The following is a 21065-nucleotide window of genomic DNA, read 5'->3' on the forward strand; positions in this document are numbered from 1 at the left end:
CTGTTGTCGCGACCATGTCAGTACGCCCCCACCGCTGGCACGATCACCGTGTACACCTGCGACAGGATCGTGTTGAAGATGAACACCAGCGCGAATGCGATGACCACGGCCTCGTTGACCGCGTCCGCGACGCCACTGGGCCCGCCGCGGGCGTGCAATCCCTTGAAGGTGGCGACGATGGTAGACAGGAGCGCGAACATCGTCGCCTTGACCAGCGCCATGACGAAGTCGGACATGCGCCCGTACTGGCTGAACGTCGACATGAATGCGCCGGCGGGCAGGTGCTGGACGTAGATGTGGTACGCGTAGCACGCCCCGACGCCGGTCACGGTGATCAGTGAGCACAACACGAGCGAAACGACGATGGCCGCAGCGATCCGCGGCGCGACGAGCCGCTCGATGACGTTGAGGCCCATCACCTCCATGGCGTCGATCTCCTCGCGGATCTTGCGCGAACCGAGATCGGTGCAGATCGCCGATCCCGCAACACCGGCCATCATCAGGGCGCACACCAGTGCTGCCGCCTGCCCGACGATGACGAAGGCGACGACCGCGCCCGAGTAGCCGCCCGCACCGATACGCCCGGCGAGCTCGCCCACCGACACCGCGATGAAGACGCCGACCGGGATCATCAGGAGCAACGACGGTCCGGTGCTCACCCGGCCGATGAACACGATCTGGTTCAGCGTCTCGGTGATGGACAGACGGAACCGCAGGATCGACACGACCAGGGCACCGATCGCCTGCAGTGCGAATCCGAGCGTGTGCCCGGCCTCCACGGCGAGATCGCGAACCGGCCCGCGCGAGGCGGGTAGTTCAAACGCCATCGGCTGACCCCCATAGTCGACTCGTGACTGGTGAACCGGGGGCTCTAGACCCTCGGCATGTGGCTGCTGTCACAGCGAGCTTGACCGTAGCATGTTTCATATATGAAATGTGAAACAGGGCCTTTGGTCCCGTTGGACACTCCTGAAGAACTGGTCGAACGCACTCACCCCGCTGCGCGCGGAACCCGGAACGTGCCGAGCCGCAGCATGTGGCGTAGGACGAACGCAAGTACCGGAGAGACCAGCGGCGCACCCCAGCGCCACGGCAGGAAACCCACCCAGGCCGGCGTGCCGGCCACGGTCCACGTCACCTCGGTCACCCCGGAACGCTCGGCAGGCGCGACGGTGAAGCGCTCGGCGAAGCAGCGAATCGTCGCAGGGATGCACACCGCGGTCCCAGTCAGTGCGATCTGGGAGTCCTGCTCGTAACAAATAACCTGTTCAGACACCGAATACACGGTTCCCGACATGGTTCGTCGCGCGCCGACGCCAACGCCGCTCGACGTGGTCGAATCCAACCAAACGGGCCCTTGCAGAAACGGCAGGCTACTCAGATAAGCCCGGTCGGAGAGTCGGCCGAACACCTCCGATGCCGACAACGGCGTGCGCTCGACGACCGTCGCAGCGAACGCCGCACCGCGGTCGAAGTACTCGTCGAGCCCGTCCGGATCGATCACCGCGACCGCCGCACGGTCCGGGCGACGGGCCAGGCCGACGGCCACCGCCAAGGCGATCAGCGCCGCCAATCCGACCACCGCAAGAACACCGACGACGAGCAAGATCCATTCAACCAATGTCATATTTCTGATATTATCTGCCCGTGACAGCCCCTCGGAAGTACCTGGCAATCGGACTGGCAACCTTCGGCGCCTTCGCGCTCGGCATCGGGCCGGGCATCGGCACGGCAGATGCAGCACCAATGCCCACACTCGCGGTCACCAGCTCCGGAGACACCGACTGGCAGATCACCTACGACCGCGGATCGTCGGCCAAGCGCACGACCGTCTGCCGCGCCTACCTCGACGACCGTCGGCTCAACACCCCGGTGCCCCGCCCCGCGCACGCCGAAGCAGCGGCCGCCCGCGAGGCCGCCCCACCGGCGATCACCTCTCTGACTCTGCGTGGTGACCGGGTGACCCCCGGCGCCCACCGCGTCCACGTCCGGTGCGGCCGCTCGGTGAGCCCGACGATCTGGTTGGTCGCGCCGCGCAACCAGATCTTCGACGGTCTGACGTGGTTGTCCAACGGCACCGCCGGCGTCTTCGGCTACTAATTCCCGGCTCACCCCTTCGCGACGTCTGGAACGGACACAGCGGTGTTAACGCCTGTGCAACACTGATTTCCCCAGCCGTCAACACGCGATGAGGACGATGCCCGTATGAAGCCGACCGCGTCGCCACAGCCTGGTCCGACCCCCTCCCCCAGCGGTGCGACTTTCAGCCATTACAGCGCCGGATTCGACCAGCGGGCCATCGACGAGATGTTCCACCCCGACGGCGCGGTCCGCGAGCCCTACCTCGGGATCGCCGACGCGATCGGCTCGATCGCCCCGGCCAACCTGCGCGCGCGACTCGACGCGCTCGGACGCGCCTTCATCGACCAGGGCGTCACCTTCTCCCTCTCGGGCAAGGAACGGCCGTTCCCCCTCGACCCCATCCCCCGGATCATTTCCGCCGCTGAGTGGCGCGGCCTGGAGGCCGGCATCACGCAGCGCGTCCGGGGCCTGGAGATGTTCCTCGACGACGTCTACGGCGAGCAAGCGATCCTCGCCGACGGGGTCGTCCCACGCCGCCTCATCAACTCGTGTGAGCACTTCCACCGCCAGGCGTCGGGCATCCGGCCGCCCAACGGCGTCCGTATCCACGTCGCCGGCATCGACCTGATCCGCGATGAGAACGACGAGCTGCGGGTCCTCGAGGACAACGTCCGCTCCCCGTCGGGTGTCTCCTACGTGATGGAGAACCGGCGCACCATGGCCCGCGTCTTCCCCGACCTCTTCGCCACCCACCGCGTCCGCGCGGTACGCGACTATCCGCGCCATCTGCGCCGGGCACTACAGGCCTCGGCACCGTCGGGGGCCGAGGAACCGAACATCGTCCTGCTCACCCCCGGCGTCGCGAACTCGGCATACTTCGAGCACTCCCTGCTCGCTCGGCAGATGGGTATCGAGCTGGTCGAGGGCCGCGACCTCGTCTGCCGCGACAACGTCGTCTACATGCGCACCACCGACGGCCAGACCCGCGTCGACGTCATCTACCGGCGCATCGATGACGCCTTCCTCGACCCGCTGCAGTTCCGGCCCGACTCGATGCTGGGCGTCGCGGGCCTGGTCAATGCGGCACGGGCCGGCAACGTCGTCATCTCCAGCGCCATCGGGAACGGCGTCGCCGACGACAAGCTGGTCTACACCTACGTCCCCGAGATCATCCGCTACTACCTCGGCGAGGAACCGCTGCTGCGCAACGTGGAAACCCTGCGGTGTTGGCTGCCCGACGAGTGCGCCGAGGTGCTCCGCCGCAAGGACGAGTTGGTCATCAAGCCCGTCGAGGGCAGCGGCGGCTACGGCATCGTCTTCGGGCCGTTCGCAACGCGCGAGGAGCTCGACGCCATCGCCAAGCGGATCGAGGCCAACCCGCGCGGGTGGATCGCCCAACCGCTGGTGTCGCTGTCGACCAACCCGACACTGTTCGACGACACCCTGCAACCGCGCCATGTCGACCTACGCCCCTTCGCAGTCAACGACGGCGAGTCCGTCTGGGTGCTGCCCGGCGGCCTGACCCGCGTGGCACTCGAGGAAGGCTCGATGGTCGTCAACTCCAGCCAGGGCGGCGGCTCGAAGGACACCTGGGTGCTGGCGACGTCGGCCCCGGCCGCGCCGGGCGAGGTCAACGACGACGAGCTCGTCGACGCCGATATCCCGCCCGCCTCCCTGGCTGCGCCGGAAATCGAACCGCCGCCCACGCGGATCGGCGACAGCCAGATGCAGCAACAGCAACAGCAACAGGGACGAGATGCGGAGGCCGCCCGATGATGCTCGCCCGCAACGCCGACTCCTTGTACTGGATCGGCCGCTACGTCGAACGCGCCGACGATATCGCCCGCATCCTCGACGTGGCAGTCCAGCAGATGCTGGAAGACGCCACCGTTGATACCGACTCGATGGTCCGCCACGTCATGGCCATCCTCGGTTTCACGCCCGACGACAAGCCGCAGTCGGTGTGGTCGCTGGTCGACAAGGTCGGCTACGACCGCGATTCCACCGAGTCCATCGTCGGCCTCATCGAGACCGCCCGCGAGAACGCCCGCGGTGCCCGCGAGGTCATCTCCAGCGAGATGTGGGAATGCCTCAACGCGACCTACATGGGTCTCGACGAGGCCGAGCGCCGAGCCCGACTGTTGGGCCCGCACGCGTTCCTCGCGCACGTCAAGGAGCGCGCCGCGATGTTCGCCGGCCTCACCGATGCGACGCTGAGCCACGACGACGGGTACAGCTACCTGATCGTCGGACGTTCTATCGAGCGCGTGGACATGACCGTGCGCCTGTTGATGTCGCGCTCGGCCTACCGTCGCGACGCGCTGTCGTGGATGAGCCTGCTCGTCGCGGCGGGCGGCCAGGACACCTACATCCGCGCCTACCGCGGCGCGGTCGACACCGAGAACGTCGTCGAATTCATGATGCTCGACCGCCTGTTCCCCCGATCGGTGTTCCACTCGCTGGGCGTCGCCGAGAAGAACCTGGCCGAACTGGACAACCGACCGGACCGCGTGGGATCGCAGTCCACCGCGCTCACCCTGCTGGGCCGGGCGCGCAGCTCCATCGAGTTCATCGACCGTGCCGAGATCGTCCGCAACCTGCCCGCCTACCTGCAGGACATCCACGCGACGTGCCGCGCGGTCAGCGAATCGATCGCCGAGGAGCACTTCCACATCGAGCCATACGTGACGTGGACCGATACCGGTCTGGCCTACGACGTCGCCGAGTACGGAGGTTAGCCATGAGTGCCCGCATGCGCCTGGTGCACAGCACCGGCTTCACTTATTCGGCCCCGGTGATGACCTCGTTCAACGAGGCACGAATCACGCCGCGCAACGATTCGCGCCAGACCAGCGTCGTCGACCACGTCGACACCACGCCCGGTGCCCGACAATTCACGTTCACCGACTACTGGGGCACCAAGGTCACCGTCTTCGACCTGCACACCCCCCACGACCGGCTCGAGGTCGTCGGGACCGCCGTCGTGGAGACGGAGAACGAGGCGCGCAGCGAGGAGGCTGCCTCGGTCGACTGGGTCCAGCTGCGCCACGGTTCGGTCGTCGACGAATACGACGAGATGCTGCAGCCCACCGTCTACACGCCGCACCACCCCGAGCTCGTCGAGTTCGCCGCCGCGGCTGCCGCGGGACTCACGCCGGCGGCGGCTGCGGAGGCGGTCGTGACCGGGGTGTACGACGCGCTCACCTACGAGGCCGGCACCACCGAGGTGCACTCAACCGCGATTGAGGCCTGGCGCCAGCGCAAAGGGGTGTGCCAGGACTATGCGCACATCTCACTGGTCATGCTGCGCAGCCTCGGCATCCCGGCGCGCTACGTCTCTGGCTACCTCCACCCGCACAACGACGCCGGTATCGGTGAGACCGTCGAGGGTGAGAGCCACGCATGGATCGAGGTGTGGACTGGCGGTTGGTGGGGCATCGACCCGACCAACAACAAGTTCATCGACGACCACCATGTCTCCGTCGGCACCGGCCGCGACTACGCGGACCTACCGCCGATCAAGGGCATCTACACCGGCAGCGGCGAATCCGAACTCGACGTCTCGGTGCGGATCACGCGCCTGGCATAAACCGTTTGACGCCGACCCTAGGCTGATACCGATATGTGGATCGGCTGGTGTGAATTCGACTTCCTGCTCGGCGACGTGCACTCGCTCAAGCAGAAGCGCTCAGTGGTCAAACCGATCGTCGCCGAGATCCGACGACGCTACGGCGTGAGTGTCGCCGAGGTCGGGCACCTCGACCTGCACCGGCGGGCCGCGATCGGGGTGGGCGTCGTCGGACCCGACCGCACCCATCTCACCGAGGTCCTCGACGAGGTGGAGCGATTCGGCGCCTCCCGCCCCGAGGTGCAACTCGTCGCCGTGCGCCGCCGCATCATCGCCGCCGAAGACATCGACTGATCGCTTCCCCGGACGACGATGTCGACGACGACGATGACTTGTTCGGCAGCTACGCGCGCAGCGACTTGTAGGCCTGCGTCTCCAGTTCCAGGTACCCCACGATCGACGCCGGGTCTGCGAACGGGAGGATCTGGGTGCCCCACATACCGGCGAGATCGGCCTCGCGGTCGATCCAGTAGTACAGGTTGGCCAGCCCGGCCCAGCCCAGCGAGCCGGCGGTGCGTCCGGTCGGCGCCTGCTCCTCGTTGACCATGAACGTGTGCGCCCAGCCCTTGCGCTGTCCCGGGAAGAACTCGGCGTCGTGCGAGAGTTCCGGCTCGACGCCGCGCAACATCGTCACCTGCAGTCCGCCGCGCAAATCGTTCTTGACCGCCTGTGCAATCGTCTCAGGCTTGAGGACCCGGCCGTGCTCGCCGTTGCCGTCGCCCAGCCACAACCGCAGGAACTTGGTGTAGTCCGGGATCGTCGAGTACAGGCCGTGACCGCCCATGTCGATCTCCGGCGGCTGCGGCAGGATCAGCCCGGTCGGCGTCAGCGAACCGTCCTCACCGCGCTGGTGGATCTCCGCACGGCGCTCCGCCATCGAGGGCGTCATGGTGAACGCCGTGTCCGTCATGCCCAGGGGTGCGAAGACCCGCTGCGCCATCACCTCGCCCAAGCGCTGTCCGCGGATCGCCTCGACGACGAGCCCGGCCCAGTCCATGTTGGTGCCGTAGTGCCACTGGGTGCCCGGGTCGAAGAGCAGCGGCGACGTCAGTGCCGCCTTGCAGGCGGTGATCACATTGGGCTGGCCGGTGTCGACGTTGAGCTTGTGGTACTCCTCGGAGAAGAACGAGTAGCTGAAACCAGCGGTGTGCAGCATCAACATGCGCGTGGTGATCGGCGACTTCGGGGCACGGATGACCGGTGCACCGGCCTCGTCGAAGCCCTCCAGGACCCCGATCTCGCCGATCTCGGGCACATAGTCCGACGCGGGTGCGTCCAGATCGAGCAGCCCCTCTTCGACGCATTGCAGGACCGTCGTGCCGGTGATCGCCTTGGTCGTGGAGAAGATCGCGAGCACGGTGTCGGTGGTCATCGGGGTGTCGCTGTCGAGGGACCGCACGCCCGCGGCGCCCTCGTAGACGGTGGCATCGCCGCGCGTCACCGTGGCGACGACGCCCGGTACGCGATCAGCGGGTTCGGGTGCATTGACGACGCCGTCCAAAACGGCGTCCAGGGCTTGCGTCAGTTCGGACATGAGTGTCTCCCATCGTCGGTGATGCGTGTCACATCCCAACGTAGGCAGATCTGACGCCGCCAGCTATCGCCAATCGGCATACGACGTCTCCAATCGGCACGTCAGACGCCGCAACCCCGCGCCAGTGTTGCCGACGGATTCTCGCCGAAGCGACGACGATAGGCACCGGCGAACACGCCCATGTTGACGTAGCCCCACGCGTGCGCGGCCGCCGCGACCGTCGTCGTGCCGCGGGACAACTCGCGGTACACGCCCTGCAGCCGGCGCTCCACCAAGTAGGACCGCGGCGTCGTGCCCAGGTAGCGCTGGAAGGCGCCGCTCAGGGCCCGGACGCTGACCCCGGCCGCGGTCGCCACGTCGGCGATCGTCGGCAGCTCGCGCGCGTGCTCGTCGATGTAGTGCACCGCGGCCCGCACATACCCGGGCGCGGTGACCCCGGGGGCGCCGCTCAAGTCGACGCCGGCGCGGCGCGCCCAGTCGTCGAGGAGATGAGCGGCGATCATCTCCTGCAGGTTCCGGCCGAGCGGGCCGGTCGCGACCTCGTCGGGCGCGACCGCGGCTGTCTGCGCGGCGTAGGCCAGCAATGACAACCAGGGACTGTCCGGCCCGCCGACCTCGCACCGATGGGCCCACAGCCGGTCGTCGGGGACGGTCCCCCACCAGCGCAGTGCCAGATCCGCGAGCACCCGGTGCGGGATCGTCAGGTTCAACTGCAGATGGTCGGGGTCGGCGCCGAGCCGGTAGTCGGTGCGGCTGCAGTCGGCGACGAACGTTTGCCCGGTCGTCAGGCAGGCGTTCTGGTGCGCGCCCGTCGAGTGCCGGGTCCATCCTCGAAGCGTGGTGAGTACAAGGATGTTGCCCGCGTCGGAATCGAAGTTGCGCAGGTCGACCTCGACGCCGTAGCTGAAGCGCGTCATCGTCATTTCGGCGACCGGCACCGAGTACATCGCCGAAGCCGGCAACGCCCCGCGGCCAACCGTCCGGACGTCGTAGTGCATGTACTTCTCGTCCGTCCAAGCGCGGATCGCATCCCAGTCCGACTCGGGCCGCAGCGGACCGCGCCGGTCCACCGGCCGAGGATCGAGGTCGCCCACCACGGGTTCGAGTCTCCCCAAGAACCACGGTGAACACAAGAACCACGCTGAGCACAAGGGTGCCGCGGCCGACGGTGCTGCCACAGAATGGTCGACATGACGCACCGAATGCACCGCGCCATGCGATGTCTCTGATCTGACTCGCCCCATCCCGTTTCACCCGAAATCCCCGGCCTTTCAAGGAGGTCTCTTTCGTCATGTCCGAAAACCGCACCGAAGAGCGGCTCGACGCCGCGGCGGCCCCGTTGCAATTCGCCTATTGGGTGCCCAATGTCAGTGGCGGCCTCGTCGTCTCCACGATCGAGCAGCGCACTGATTGGAGTTACGACTACAACCGGCGGCTGGCCGTGCTCGCCGAGAACAACGGCTTCGACTACGCGCTGAGCCAGGTCCGCTATATCGCCTCCTACGGGGCCGCCTACCAGCACGAGTCGACGAGCTTCTCGCTCGCACTGCTGCTGGCCACCGAACGGCTCAAGGTGATCGCGGCGGTGCACCCCGGCCTCTGGCAGCCCGGCGTCCTGGCAAAGCTCCTCGCCACCGCCGACCAACTCTCCGGTGGCCGCGCCGCGGTCAACGTCGTGAGCGGGTGGTTCAAAGACGAGTTCACCAAGCTGGGTGAGCCGTGGCTCGAACACGACGAGCGCTACCGCCGCAGCGAGGAGTTCATCACCTACCTGCGCGAAATCTGGACGTCGGATCACGCCGAGTTCAACGGCGACTTCTATCGGCTGCACGACTTCGATCTGAAGCCCAAACCCGTCGACGTCGCCGGAAGGCGGCACCCGGAGATCTTCCAGGGTGGCAATTCGACTGCCGCCCGCGCGATGGCCGGGCGCGTCTCGGACTGGTACTTCAGCAACGGGAAGGACTTCGACGGCATCACCGAGCAGGTCATCGACGTCAATACCGAGGCGGCGCTGCACGGCCGCACCGTCAAGTTCGGGCTCAACGGCTTCCTCATCGGTCGCGACAGCGAGCGGGAGGCCCGTGACGTGCTCCGCGAGATCGTCGACAAGGCCGATCCCGAGGCCGTCGCCGGCTTCGGCTCGGCGGTCAAGCAGGCCGGTCAGTCGACCTCGAACGGCAAGGGCATGTGGCAGGACTCCGAGTTCGCCGACCTGGTCCAGTACAACGACGGATTCCGCACCGGCCTGATCGGCACGCCCGAACAGATCGCCGAACGGATCGTCGCCTACAAGACCCGTGGCGTGAACCTATTCCTGCTCGGCTTCCTGCACTACCTCGAGGACGTCGAGTACTTCGGGACGAGGATCCTGCCGCTCGTGCGGGAGTTGGAGGCCGATCTGGCCACCAGCGGACGCCTCGAGTCCGAGCTGGCCGCCAACGGGATCCTCGCCTGAGTCCCAGCACTACCAACCAACCAACCAACCAACCAACCAACCAACCATCCCACCAACCAAAGGACACATGATGACCGTCACCCTCGACAACGACACCGACCTCCAGGCCCGATTCTCCGACGCGCTGCGCCGCGCCGACGTGGTCGCCGCCGAACTGCGGGCCACCGCCGCCGAACGGGACCGGGCCAACGCCGACCCGGTCGCCGAGATCGACCTTCTCCGCCAGGCCGACCTCCTGCAGGTGGGCGAGCCCGTCGAGTTCGGCGGCTCCGGCCTCGACTACGGCCAGAGCCAGCAGATCACCCGGCGCATCGCCCGCGGCGACACATCGATCGCCCACCTCCTTGGCTACCACTACGCCCAGCAGCGCATCCCCCACCTGTTCGGCACCCCCGAGCAGGCTCAGGAGATCTCCCGCCGTAACGCGCAGGAGCGCTCGTTCTGGGGCGGTGTGCAGAATCCGCGTGGCGGGTCCGCATTGGAGCTGACCCGTGACGGGGACGGCTACCGCCTCAACGGTCGGCGCACCTTCGCCTCCGGTGCCAGCGTCGCCGATTGGCTCTCGGTCACCGCCGTCTTCGAGGGCGATCTGGTGTTCCTGGCGCTGCCCCGTGACACCGAGGGATTCCGGCCGCTCGGCGACTGGGACAACATCGGACAGCGGCTCACGGACTCGGGCGGGGTCGAGTTCGTCAACACCCCGGTGTCTCGTTCGCAGATCCTCGGCGACGACCCGCTGACCGGCAAGGAGTTCTCCGCCTACCAGACCTTGGTCACGCCGCACTGGCAGCTCGCCTTTGTGAACTTCTACATCGGCACCGCCGAGGGTGCACTCGCCGAGGCATTGGACTGGACCCGGCTCAACGCCAGCGCGTGGGAGACCTCCGGGTTGGAAGCGGCCATCGACGATCCGTACATCCTCGAACTCGTCGGTGAACTGAAGTCGCAGATCACGGCGGCCGCGCTGCTGGCCGACCGGGCCGGCGACGCGCTCGCGCAGGCCTTGGCCTTCGGTCCCGAGCTCTCCGCGCAGCAGCGGGCCGAAGTGGCCGTGGCGATCGCCGAGGCCAAGTACCTCACCACCAAGGTGTCACTCGAGGCGGCGTCGCGCCTCTTCGAGATCCAGGGCGCCCGGGCCACCACCAGCGCCTACGGTTTCGACCGGCACTGGCGCAACCTGCGCACCCACACCGTGCACGACCCGGTCGCCTACAAGGCGCGCGAGGTCGGCGACTGGACGCTGAACCAGCGCGCACCACAGTTCAGCCTCTACAGCTGAGATGACTGAACTGCTCAGCACCGATCAGGAATCGGGTGACGCACGCATCGTCGACGATGCCGAGGCGATCACCGTCGCACGGTCACTCGCGTCCGCCTTCGCGGCGGGCGCGGGTGACCGCGACGCGGTGCGCGTACACCCTCACGACGAGGTTGCGGCGCTCTCCGCGTCGGGACTCTTGGCCATTACCGTCCCTGCGGCGTTTGGAGGTGCCGACGTCACGCCGACGACGCTGGCACGCGTGGTCGCACTCCTCGCGGCCGCCGACCCGTCGCTCGCCCAGATCCCGCAAAGCCACTTCACGTTCTTGGAAGCCCTGCGGCGCAACGGTTCTGCGGCACTTTCTGGTCGCGTGTGGCCGCGAATCCTCGACGGTGCCCGCTTGGCGAACGCGCAGACCGAACGTGCCGGCAAGACCGTCACCGACGATGCGACGACGCTGCGCACCACGCCCGGCGGCTTCCTGTTGTCGGGGGTCAAGTACTACTGCACCGGCGCCCTGCACGCCGACATTCTGGCGGTGCGCGCCGTCGACGTGACGGGCCGCAAGGTCGTCGCGTACGTGGCCGCCGACGCCCCGGGGATCACCATCGTCGACGATTGGGACGGCTTTGGTCAGCGCACCACCGGCAGTGGCACGGTGGGATTCGACCGCGTGGCGGTGCGTGAGGACCAGGTCCTCGACTTCACCGCGCTGCTCGAGAAGCCCGGCACCTATGGTGCCCGGGCGCAATTGATCCACGCCGCCATCGACGTGGGAATCGCCCGCGGGGCGCTCGACGCAATCGTTCCGGCTGTCAACGCCGCGCGCCCCTGGTTCGAATCGGTCGGACCCACAGCGGCCGACGACCCCTACCTGATCGCCCAGGCCGGCGATCTCGAGTTAGCAGTGCGGTCGGCGGAGTCGCTACTGCTGACCGCGGCGCAGCGCATCGAAGACGCCGACCGGGAGGCGACCGCTGACCCGACCAGTGGCACATCCTCGTCGGTCCGTGACCGGATCGCCGAGGCATCGCTGGCGACCGCCGCCGCCAAGGTGGCGGCCGGTCGAGCGGCACGCCGCGCCGGATCCGAGCTCTTCGACTTCGGCGGCACCCGCTCGGCGTCGGAACGGGCCAATCTGTCGCGCTTCTGGCGCGATGCCCGCACGCACACCCTGCACGACCCGGAGCGCTGGAAACTCCACCACCTAGGCCGGTGGGCCCTGGGACGGCACCAGCCACCCACCCACACCTCCCTCTGACCAACACCATCAACCCTTGAACACCGAAAGCGCACGATGACCGTCAAACTGCACTGGTTCCTCCCGACCTACGGCGACTCCCGATCGATCGTCGGCGGGGGCCATGGCGTCCCGACCGGAACGGCCGGAGGTGATCGGGACGCGAGCATCGGGTACCTCTCCGCGATCGCCCGCGCGGCGGAGGACTTCGGGTTCACCGGTGCACTCACCCCGGCCGGGCCGTGGTGTGAGGACGCGTGGATCACCACGGCGATGGTGGCGCGCGAAACGGATCGCCTCGCCTTCCTGCTCGCACTGCAACCCGGCCTGATCAGTCCGACGCTGGCAGCACAAATGGCCGCCACTTTCACCAAGCACGCCCCCGGACGCCTGCTCATCAACGTCGTCACCGGCGGGGAGACCTCGACCCAGTTGGCCTACGGCGACTCGTTGGACAAGGCCGGCCGCTACGCACGCACCGATGAGTTCCTCGACATCGTGACCGCGTTGTGGCGCGGTGAGACGGTGGACTTTGCGGGCGAGTATCTGCAGGTGCAGGGCGCGACGCTACCCACGCTGCCGGTTCCCTCACCCCCGCTGTACTTCGGCGGCTCGTCCGCACCGGCCGGACCGGTCGCGGCCAAGCACACCGACGTCTACCTGACATGGGGTGAGCCGCACGATGCCGTGACGGCAAAGATCGCCTGGATCCGGGGGCTCGCAGCGGAGCGCGGCCGCGAGGTCCGCTTCGGCATCCGCCTGCACGTGATCGCCCGCGATACGTCAGAGGCGGCCTGGGCCGAGGCAGGGCGCCTCCTGTCGGCCCTCGACGACGAGACCGTCGCCGCCGCCCAGGCCGGACTGGCACGCAGCGAATCCGCCGGTCAGGCCGCAATGCGCGAGCTACACGCCGCACACCGGTCCAACGGCTCGTGGCGCGATCCACGCTCACTGGAGGTCGCACCCAATCTGTGGGCAGGAGTCGGACTCGTGCGCGGCGGGGCCGGGACTGCACTGGTCGGCAGTCACCGCGAAGTCGCCGATGCAATCGGCGCGTATGCGGCACTCGGCATCGACGAGTTCGTCCTGTCCGGCTACCCGCACCTCGAGGAGCTCTACTGGTTCGGCGAGGGCGTCATCCCCCAATTGCGCCTGGCTGGCTTGTTCGACGGCGGCCCCGGCCGCCACGCCGACGACCCGCGGTTCGCGGGCTCCGGCTTCGGGTCCCCCTTCCTGCCACCGACACCCGCCGCCCCGACGGCGTGACTGAGAAAGGAACCACCGTGTCCACACCTACCGTGGCCCTAGCAGCCCCGGCACCGACCGACCCGGATGAGTTGCGCCGGGCGTTCGCGCACGTCCCGTCCGGGCTGGCGATCGTCGCCACGCTCGGTCCCGACGGCCCGATCGGCCTGCTCGTCGCCTCCTTCACCTCGGTGTCCCTCACCCCACCGCTGGCCTCGGTGAATATCGGCCATTCGTCGACGACGCTGCCGCAACTGCGCAATCAGCCCCACTGGGGCATCAGCATCCTGGGCCAAGACCAGGAGTCGGTCACCGAGCGCTTCCGGCGCCCGGCACACGAGCGCTTCGCCGGACTCGGCTGGAGCTCGACTATCGACGGGGCCGTCCACCTGCACGGCGCGGCCGCCGGGTTCACCACCCGTCTCAACCGCCTGATCCCCGCGGGCGACCACTCGATCGCGATCCTGGAGGTCGCCGATCATTTCGCGACGCTGGAGAGCACCCCGCTGGTGTTCCACCGCAGCCGACTGCGCCGCATCGAGTCCGAGGGGGCGGCGTGAGCGGGGCGCCGGCGCTGCGCCTCGCGGTCGAGGCCGACGGGCAATGGCGGGAACTCACCGCGGCCGGCCCGGGCCGCGTCGAGCGGTTCCGGGCCCCGGCCCTACGCGATGCCGCAGACAAGACCGCCCGCTGCGCCGCCGCCGCATTCGTCGATCTCGACGTCTATCTCGCCGATTCGGTTCCGGCCGCCTTCGCCGGTCTTGCCCGGCAGCGGCCGGGGTGGGTTCCGGGACGTCGTGAGGGCACCCTCGTCCACGCCGGGACACCGGCCACCCTGGCGGGCCTGTTGGCCGACATCTGGTCGGTGAAGGTCGCCCACGGAGTCACGCTGCGCCCAATCGAACCCGCGGCTCTGGAACCGAGATTGGCCGAGCAGATCATTCCACTTCTGGCCGCGCGCGGCGTAACCGTCGCACTGCCGCCGCGGGCGATCCCGGGATGAGAAGGACCCCGACCAACGTCGACGCAATAAAACAAGCGAGTGCGACCCACGGCCACCAGGTGAGGTGGACGCTGTCGGCGCGCAGCTGCACCGACGAAGCGCCGAAGGCCGCCTCTTGGCGGGCCGGGTCGCGCACGAACCACAGGACAAGTGCCACCGCCGCCAACGAGAACGTGATCGTCAGGTACCCCGCCCACAACGCCCGGTAGCGGGGGCTGAGCCGGCTGAACGCGAGCACCGTCAGCGCCGCGATGATGATGAGGAGAATCGCGCCCAGGCTGCCGCTGGCTCCGGCGGCACTCACGGCGCGGTCCTGTCCGGGGCGGTCGACGTCGACTCGCGGGAGGTCGACGCTGTCGGGCACCGATGACCCGACGCCGCGAACCCAGGTGGCGAACACGGCGGCACCGGCCACAAGCGCCAGCAGCAGGAGGACCGCCGACCAGCCTCCCCCAGGCCGCCGCGGAGTCACGGGGTCGGAGCGGGTGCGGGCGGCGCGGGTGCAGGTGGTGGCGTGGGACGGCCCGACGTGCCACCGACGCCGGGTACCGACGTGCCATCCTGCGGCACGCCACCGATGCCGGCCACGTCGGTGATCAACCAGTTCTCGTCGCGGTCCAGGGTGATCGTGTACGGGGTGATGGTGTTCAACCCCGTCGGGTTCTGCGTGCTGATCATGCGCGTGGACACGAAGACCTGGACGACGAATTGTCGGTCAGCCCGGATGTCGACCGTCTTCGCGGCGACGAGGGTGGCGGTCTGCGTCCACTGGACTTCCTGCAGTAGCGGCGTCAAGGTCTTCACTGCAACGTCGAAGCGCGCGTGCAGGGGCTGCGCGGTCCCCTTCTTCAGGGCCTCCGACCACGGCTTGAGGTCGTTGTAGTTGAACGTCGCGGCACGGACGGCATAGTCGCCCGCGACGGTCTCCGCCGCCTGCTTGTCGGCATCGAGGGTGCGCAGATCGTGCAGCTGACTGTTGCGGCTGTAAAAAAGCGCGGCCAGCACCGCGGTGGAGACCAGCGCCAGGGCACACACGAGCGCGAGGGCGGCGGTCACGCGGTGCCTGCGCGGATCCAGGTAGGCCGTCCACTTGTCGGAGGTACCCAGCTCGGCCCGCACACGGGCCTCCGCCTGCGCGTCTGCCTCCTCGCGAGCCGCCTCGATGCGCGCCTCGATCGCCCGCTGCTGCCGCTTCTTCTCCTTCTTGAGCCGCTTCGCCTCCCGGGCCGCCGCGTCAGCGGCGCCCGTATCGGGCGCTGTGGCCTCCGACGGGTCGGGTTTCGACGTCGAATCGTCGCTCATCAGGGGTCCTCACTACTACTATTGCCTGCTCAACGGGCACACCGGCCCAGCAGGCCGGTCGTTGAAACGGATCCTACTTGGGCATCACGATCGTCAATCGCAGCGCATCGCCCGGCAGTGACTGCATGGCCTGCTCCATCAGCGCGGAGATACTCACCGAATCGAATATCGACGCACCGGCCAGACGGGCGGTAGGAACCAGCGCCTCGGCCAGACGTGCGATGGGTGGCACCAACTCGCCGACCACGGCCGCAGACTTCTGCAACGAGGGCTTCCAGCGCTCTCCGATGATCCGCCCGCCGTCGGTGAAATCGGCGAACGGCTTCACGTGTGTGATGACCTCCGAGAGGTTGGCACCGGCGATCAGCAGCTGGGGCTTGGTCGCCCGCAGCGACGGGCCCATCCAAGAACCGTCGCTGATCATCGGCGTCGCATTCCGCATGATCTTGACGAGGGCTGGCTCCGAATAGATCATCGTCGCCGCAAGCACCTTGGCGGCCGGGGTCAGGCGTTGCACGTCCCCGCCGGTTCCCGCCAGCGCCACGCGCAGCGTGTCCACCAGGTTATTCACCTGTGCGGGATCAAATTGGTCGAGCAGTGTCTGCGTCGAGCCCAACAGTTCGGGAACCGAGGCCGGAATGTCGACGACGCCGGCGGAGAACTTCTGGCCGTTGCCGATCATCGGCCCCTCCCCGGTCCGCGGAAGGAACACAAGCGCGGACTCCCCCAGCATCGACTGGTTGGAGATCATGATCTCGCTGTCCACGGGAATCTGGTGGGCGGCATCGTAGGCAACATCGATGACCACGTTCTCGCCGGTGAAACGTACTTGGCGCACATCACCGATCACCGCCCCGCGCAAGGACACCGCCGAACCGGCGTGCAATCCGTTGGATTTGGGCGCGGTGATCGTCACTGTCGTCATCGACGTCAGCGTCCGCGTATTCAACACCCCGATCGCCAGGTACCACACCGATGCGATGAGCACGGCGATGGTGGCCAGCAGGGCGAGGACGAACCGCCGGCTCATCGCAGCGCCCCGATCATGCGCAGGACCGCCGAGACCGATCGGGTCACGTCGCCGTCACCTGCGGTAACCCGGGAGATCGACACCGACGGGTTCTGCGCAAAGGGGATCAGTTTGGTCTTGGTCACGTCTATCAGGGTTCCGATGGTGCCGTTGAACTGCGTCGAATGCACCGAATAGCTGCGCAGCAAGGGCACGAGCTCGGCAAGGAAGGGGTTGAGTTGCGCCAGCCGCGGTGTCAGCCAGCTCAGTCCGTAGGCAAGGCGGCTCGACCCCGCGACGAGCTTGAAGCCCTCGTTGACCGCGTTGAAGACCTGCTTCAAGCCGTTGATCCCGGCCGGACCGAAGGCATAGCCCAGAGCGGCGGGATCAGCGGCCATCTCACCGGTCTCGCTGTACAGCGAATCGATGATGGCGTCGAGGGAGGTGGTCTGGGCGGCCAGGTCGGTCACGGCCATCGCGGTGCTGCGCGACGCCGAGCGCAGGTTGCCGTCCTTGACGTCGACCGAGCTGTTCAGTTTCCGCACCGCGTCCTGCGCCCGCATGATGGATCCCCCGGACATGAAGTCGGCGAGATTGGTCAGGATGTCCTCGACCTGGGGTCCGGGGTCGGAATGGTCGAGCCCGATGACCGCACCGTCGCCCAACGGCGGGCCGCCGGATCCAGCCGCCGGCGGGGTCAGCGCGACGTAGATGTCACCGAGCATCGTCAACTGCCGCAACTCGGCGGTGGTGCCCTCACGCAATTCGACCCGGGGATCGATATTAAGTTTCAACCGCGCGGCGTCGGGTTGCAGACCGATCGATTCGACAGCGCCGATCGGGGTACCCCGCGACAGCACCCGCGCGCCCAGCGGAAGGTTGACCGCGGAAATGAAATCCACGTACAGCGTTTTGGAATAGTCCGACGACGACGTCAGCCGGGGCAAGAAGTTGGCCGGGTTCTGTGAATGCCCCGCGATGACCACGATGAGGGCGACGACGATCGTCGCCAGGCTCAGGCCCAGTTTCAGCGCGGAGGAACTGAACCGCTTCATCGTGGACCTCCCTGGATGGCCTGCGTCACGAGCGCCCCGAGATCGACCACGGCGCGCTCGGGCGCACGCGGATCGCAACTGCCCTTCTTCGCCTGGTTCATCGCCGCGCAGAGCACCGCACTTCCACCCGGGATACGTGCGGCAACGCGCGGTGCACGTACGTTCACGCGGATCCCGCCGGTGCGACTGCTCACCGACTTCTGCAGGGAGGTGGCAATCCCGGGTAATTGTTTGATCATCGCCGTCAACTCGTCCAGCTGTGCCAGACCGAAGTTGATGACCGGCTTCATATCGTCGGTGATCGACATCAACGGCGGGACCACGTTGCTCAGCAGGTCATCCATCCCCGGGCCGGCCTCTCCCAGGCCGTCGAAGATGTAGACGAAGCTCTTGAACAACGACCCCATGAAGTAGGTGAGGTCCGCGGCGTTCTTCCCGATGTCGGTGATCGCCTCCCAGTTGCGTCCGGCAACGTCGGTGAGCACCGCGAGGTTGTCGAAGACCGCGCGCATCTGGGAGAGGAACTCGTCGGGATCGGACATGAACCCGGCGATGTTCTTGATCGTCTGGTTCAAGTCACCGCCGGTGCCGACCAGCTGCTTGTCCGCCTCCGCGATGAGCGAACCGACGGGTGCCGCCGAGTCGTCTCCGGGGCCGCCGAGCTTCTCGAAGAGGGTCGTGAACGACTGGAACGCAGTGCTCACCGAGATCGGGGTGTACGTCTGGTTCGACGGCACGCAGGTCTCGACACCCAGTTCGGCTCCGCCGCGCGGGTTTGTGTCGACCAGTTCGATGCGTCTGTCGGCGAGGACCGAGTTGTTGACCGCGACGACTCGCAGCGCGGAACTCATCGGCTGGTCGGCGACCTTCATCCGGATCGTCACGCCGCCGGCTTTAGGCGACACACCGGTCACCGTGCCGATCCTGACCCCGCGGATGTTGACGGCGTTGCCGGCGTACAACCCGGCCGAGTCGGCGAGGTCGGCACACAGCGCACGGGTACCGCGGTCGGCCCGGGCGAGGTAGATGAACACGGCGCCGATGGCCAGGACGGCGACGACGGTGGCGGCAATCATCGCCCGCAGCCGAGGGGTCAGCATGTGCGCCCCGCGATCGGGATGCAAATCACCGAGTCGTCGATGACCTGGGCGCCGAAGTCGAGGTTGATCCCGTTCGGGTGAGCTGCGGCCGACATCCGGTTGACCATGCTCTTCAGCTGGTCGATGGCCAGACCCATCCGCTTAACCGTCTCCTGCACGCCCGACGCGGAGTTGACGAGCTCGTGCAGCGGCTTCTTGAACCGCTTCTCGTACGGCTCACCGAGGATGTCGCCGACGTACAGCACCATCTCGCCGAGGGCGTCGTAGGTGAGGATTCCGCGGTCCTTGTACCCGATCATGACTGGCAGCACCGCGCGGATCCGGCGGATCATCTCTTCGAGCGTCTTTTGCTGGGCCGCCAGTTGGGTGGTGTACTCGGCGCCGAGTGCCGCGACGCGGGAGACCTGCCGCTGCTGCTGGTCGAGGGTGGCGGTCAGCTTCTCGACGTCGGACAGGATGGACCGCACCGCACCGGGCTTGGACTTCAACATGTCACCGGTCGTCACGGCGACCCGGCGCATCGCCGTGGCGTCGATCTCGGTCGCGGTCTTCGCCGCCGAATCCATCACCTCCGACAACGAGTAAGGCACCGTGATCCGGTCCGGCGGGATCGGATCGGTGCCGAGCCGCCCCGACCCGGCCGGATGAAGGGCGACGAACGCACCGCCGACGATGGTGAGCATCCGCACATCCATCGACGTCTGATCGCCGATGGGTACGTCGGTCTTGACCTCGAGCGTCGCCTCGACCTTGTCATCGACCAGACGGACCTTGGTCACGTTCCCCACCGGGATACCGGCGATGCGCACTTCGGTACCCGAGATGATCCCGCCGCTCTCGTTCATGAGAGCCCGCAGTTCGGAACGGCCGGGTGGACGCAGGTACAGGAACCCAAGCACGACAACGAGCACGGCGGTGAGTGCCAAAGCCACCAGCGCCCACCATGTCGCCGTCCTCGTCTCGACCTCGTCGCGCACCGCGAAGTCCTCGAAGCGCCTCAGCCCTTGCACAGCTTTACCTTTCCTGCACCGAGCAGCACCTCTCCGACCACGGGAAGCGCCACCTCCCCCTTGGAACAGGCCTGGGGCACGCCCCATTTGGTCATCTGTGCATTCAGGTTCGCGAGCATCGTCGGAACAATCTTCATGATCTCGGCCAGCTGGTCGGTGTCAGGGATCAGCTCCATCAGCCTCGCGCGCACGTGGTCGTGCCCGCCCAGCGACAAGTCGAAGGCATGCTTCATCACCTCGACGATGGGCGGAAAGACCTTCGCGCCCTGCCCGAACGCCCCCTTGAGCAACTCGAGGTTGACTTCGAGAGTGTCGAACAACATGCCCATGTTCTCCATCAGGGCATTGATGATCGCCGACTTACCCTGCAGCTGATCTGCGATGACGCCGAGGTTGTTGATGATCGTCCGGATCATCAGGTTCTTGTTCGTCGCGAAGTCCGTCAACCGCTCCACGTCGCCGAGGACGTCGCCGATGCCTACGCCGCCATCCCCCTGCAGCAGGTCGATCATGTTCTGCGCAAACTTGTTGAATACCGCCGGGTCGGCGCCCTGCAGGATGGGCCGCAAGCCGTTGAACAGCGCCGTGATGTCGAATGATCCAGATGTCTTGGCGACGGGGATGACGGTGTCCGGGTTCAACAGGGCGCCCTTGTGCCGTTGGTCCCCGGAGGTCCGATCCGCGCCCGGCACGTCTTCCTGCGCCCCGACGATGCCGAGGTACCGCTGCCCGACCAGGTTCTGGAAGCGGATTGCCAGTCGGTCGTCCTCGGTCAGCCTTTCGTCGGAGGCAACGGTGAAGGTGACCAGCGCGGTGCCCGTCGGCTGCAGTTCGATGTCCACGACTTTGCCGACTTGGACGCCGCGTACGCGGACGTCGCTGTTGGCCCGGAGGCCGAACACGTCGCTGAACTCTGCGCTGTAGGTCTCCTTGTCGCCCGCAACCGGGCGGTTGATTGCCTGGACGACGGTGTACAGGGCGAGGATCGCCACTGCGGCCATCACCAGAAGGCGGCGTATCGCCTCACCGGGTGTGCGCACGACGCACCTCCTTGCCCGCCAGCAGCTGGCTCAACGGGGTCGCCACGGCCGGCACCATCTCCAGATTCACCTGGACATTGAGCGTGGTCCGGCCCGTC

The 21065-nt window shown here is 67.4% G+C and carries 22 protein-coding genes; 11 read left to right on the plus strand and 11 right to left on the minus strand.

The window, feature by feature from the left end:
* Nucleotides 1-17 precede the first annotated feature (17 nt).
* Together B4L26_RS06710 and B4L26_RS06715 are read right to left on the minus strand one after the other, a co-directional pair.
* Nucleotides 18-827: an MlaE family ABC transporter permease gene (locus B4L26_RS06710; RefSeq protein WP_290717320.1), complete on the minus strand. Its 810-nt coding sequence runs from the start codon at nt 825-827 to the stop codon at nt 18-20.
* A 164-nt stretch (nt 828-991) separates the two neighbouring features.
* On the minus strand, nt 992-1627 hold the full coding sequence (locus B4L26_RS06715) for a hypothetical protein (protein WP_290717322.1): 636 nt from the start codon (nt 1625-1627) through the stop codon (nt 992-994).
* A 20-nt stretch (nt 1628-1647) separates the two neighbouring features.
* On the opposite strand from B4L26_RS06715, the gene B4L26_RS06720 reads away from it, so the two are divergent.
* The 5 genes from B4L26_RS06720 to B4L26_RS06740 all read left to right on the plus strand — a co-directional run bounded on the left by B4L26_RS06720 (nt 1648) and on the right by B4L26_RS06740 (nt 6004).
* Nucleotides 1648-2100 (plus strand): hypothetical protein, encoded by a 453-nt coding sequence (locus B4L26_RS06720; protein WP_290717324.1) that lies wholly within the window; start codon nt 1648-1650, stop codon nt 2098-2100.
* Nucleotides 2101-2205: 105 nt separating this feature from the next.
* Nucleotides 2206-3858, plus strand: coding sequence for a circularly permuted type 2 ATP-grasp protein (locus B4L26_RS06725; RefSeq protein ID WP_290717326.1), 1653 nt, complete (start codon nt 2206-2208; stop codon nt 3856-3858).
* The gene (locus B4L26_RS06730) at nt 3855-4820 is read left to right on the plus strand and encodes an alpha-E domain-containing protein (protein ID WP_290717328.1); all 966 of its coding nucleotides are present in this window, start codon (nt 3855-3857) and stop codon (nt 4818-4820) included. The genes B4L26_RS06725 and B4L26_RS06730 overlap by 4 nt, the downstream gene beginning before the upstream one ends.
* A gap of 2 nt (nt 4821-4822) precedes the next feature.
* Nucleotides 4823-5671: a transglutaminase family protein gene (locus B4L26_RS06735; protein WP_290717330.1), complete on the plus strand. Its 849-nt coding sequence runs from the start codon at nt 4823-4825 to the stop codon at nt 5669-5671.
* 33 nt (nt 5672-5704) lie between these two features.
* Nucleotides 5705-6004 carry a DUF503 domain-containing protein gene (locus B4L26_RS06740; protein WP_290717332.1) on the plus strand — a complete coding sequence of 100 codons (300 nt, stop codon included), beginning with the start codon at nt 5705-5707 and terminating at the stop codon, nt 6002-6004.
* A gap of 49 nt (nt 6005-6053) precedes the next feature.
* Here the strand turns inward: B4L26_RS06740 and B4L26_RS06745 are convergent, their stop codons facing one another.
* Together B4L26_RS06745 and B4L26_RS06750 are read right to left on the minus strand one after the other, a co-directional pair.
* On the minus strand, nt 6054-7244 hold the full coding sequence (locus tag B4L26_RS06745) for a serine hydrolase domain-containing protein (RefSeq protein WP_290717334.1): 1191 nt from the start codon (nt 7242-7244) through the stop codon (nt 6054-6056).
* Between the two features lie 101 nt (nt 7245-7345).
* The gene (locus B4L26_RS06750) at nt 7346-8341 is read right to left on the minus strand and encodes an AraC family transcriptional regulator (protein WP_290717336.1); all 996 of its coding nucleotides are present in this window, start codon (nt 8339-8341) and stop codon (nt 7346-7348) included.
* A 194-nt stretch (nt 8342-8535) separates the two neighbouring features.
* Between B4L26_RS06750 and sfnG the strand changes: the two genes are divergently transcribed.
* The 6 genes from sfnG (at nt 8536) to B4L26_RS06780 (ending at nt 14451) form a co-directional block, all read left to right on the plus strand.
* Nucleotides 8536-9702: a dimethylsulfone monooxygenase SfnG gene (gene sfnG, locus B4L26_RS06755; protein WP_290717339.1), complete on the plus strand. Its 1167-nt coding sequence runs from the start codon at nt 8536-8538 to the stop codon at nt 9700-9702.
* A gap of 70 nt (nt 9703-9772) precedes the next feature.
* Nucleotides 9773-10981 carry an acyl-CoA dehydrogenase family protein gene (locus B4L26_RS06760; protein ID WP_290717341.1) on the plus strand — a complete coding sequence of 403 codons (1209 nt, stop codon included), beginning with the start codon at nt 9773-9775 and terminating at the stop codon, nt 10979-10981.
* A gap of 1 nt (nt 10982) precedes the next feature.
* Nucleotides 10983-12224: an SfnB family sulfur acquisition oxidoreductase gene (locus B4L26_RS06765; RefSeq protein ID WP_290717343.1), complete on the plus strand. Its 1242-nt coding sequence runs from the start codon at nt 10983-10985 to the stop codon at nt 12222-12224.
* 36 nt (nt 12225-12260) lie between these two features.
* Complete coding sequence (locus B4L26_RS06770; protein ID WP_290717345.1) at nt 12261-13469, plus strand: LLM class flavin-dependent oxidoreductase; 1209 nt, start codon at nt 12261-12263, stop codon at nt 13467-13469.
* 17 nt (nt 13470-13486) lie between these two features.
* The gene (locus B4L26_RS06775) at nt 13487-14008 is read left to right on the plus strand and encodes a flavin reductase family protein (protein ID WP_290717347.1); all 522 of its coding nucleotides are present in this window, start codon (nt 13487-13489) and stop codon (nt 14006-14008) included.
* Nucleotides 14005-14451 carry a hypothetical protein gene (locus B4L26_RS06780; RefSeq protein ID WP_290717349.1) on the plus strand — a complete coding sequence of 149 codons (447 nt, stop codon included), beginning with the start codon at nt 14005-14007 and terminating at the stop codon, nt 14449-14451. Before B4L26_RS06775 ends, B4L26_RS06780 begins: the two co-directional genes overlap by 4 nt.
* On the opposite strand, the gene B4L26_RS06785 is transcribed toward B4L26_RS06780, so the two are convergent.
* From B4L26_RS06785 to B4L26_RS06815, 7 genes are all read right to left on the minus strand, one after another.
* The gene (locus B4L26_RS06785; protein ID WP_290717351.1) at nt 14387-14923 is read right to left on the minus strand and encodes a hypothetical protein; all 537 of its coding nucleotides are present in this window, start codon (nt 14921-14923) and stop codon (nt 14387-14389) included. The genes B4L26_RS06780 and B4L26_RS06785 overlap by 65 nt on opposite strands.
* Nucleotides 14920-15753 carry a serine/threonine protein kinase gene (locus B4L26_RS06790; protein ID WP_290717353.1) on the minus strand — a complete coding sequence of 278 codons (834 nt, stop codon included), beginning with the start codon at nt 15751-15753 and terminating at the stop codon, nt 14920-14922. Before B4L26_RS06790 ends, B4L26_RS06785 begins: the two co-directional genes overlap by 4 nt.
* Before the next feature lie 73 nt (nt 15754-15826).
* Nucleotides 15827-16783, minus strand: coding sequence for an MlaD family protein (locus B4L26_RS06795; RefSeq protein WP_290717355.1), 957 nt, complete (start codon nt 16781-16783; stop codon nt 15827-15829).
* A complete protein-coding gene (locus B4L26_RS06800) occupies nt 16780-17817 on the minus strand; it encodes an MlaD family protein (RefSeq protein WP_290717357.1) in 1038 nt (345 codons plus the stop codon). Before B4L26_RS06800 ends, B4L26_RS06795 begins: the two co-directional genes overlap by 4 nt.
* Nucleotides 17814-18917: an MlaD family protein gene (locus tag B4L26_RS06805; RefSeq protein WP_290717359.1), complete on the minus strand. Its 1104-nt coding sequence runs from the start codon at nt 18915-18917 to the stop codon at nt 17814-17816. Before B4L26_RS06805 ends, B4L26_RS06800 begins: the two co-directional genes overlap by 4 nt.
* Nucleotides 18911-19927 (minus strand): MlaD family protein, encoded by a 1017-nt coding sequence (locus tag B4L26_RS06810; protein WP_290717361.1) that lies wholly within the window; start codon nt 19925-19927, stop codon nt 18911-18913. Before B4L26_RS06810 ends, B4L26_RS06805 begins: the two co-directional genes overlap by 7 nt.
* Nucleotides 19915-20967, minus strand: a complete 1053-nt coding sequence (locus B4L26_RS06815) for an MlaD family protein (protein WP_290717363.1) — start codon at nt 20965-20967, stop codon at nt 19915-19917. The genes B4L26_RS06810 and B4L26_RS06815 overlap by 13 nt, the downstream gene beginning before the upstream one ends.
* Nucleotides 20968-21065: the final 98 nt, after the last annotated feature.

It is taken from the genome of Gordonia sp. UBA7599 (genome assembly GCA_002477755.1).
Taxonomy (GTDB): Bacteria; Actinomycetota; Actinomycetes; order Mycobacteriales; family Mycobacteriaceae; genus Gordonia.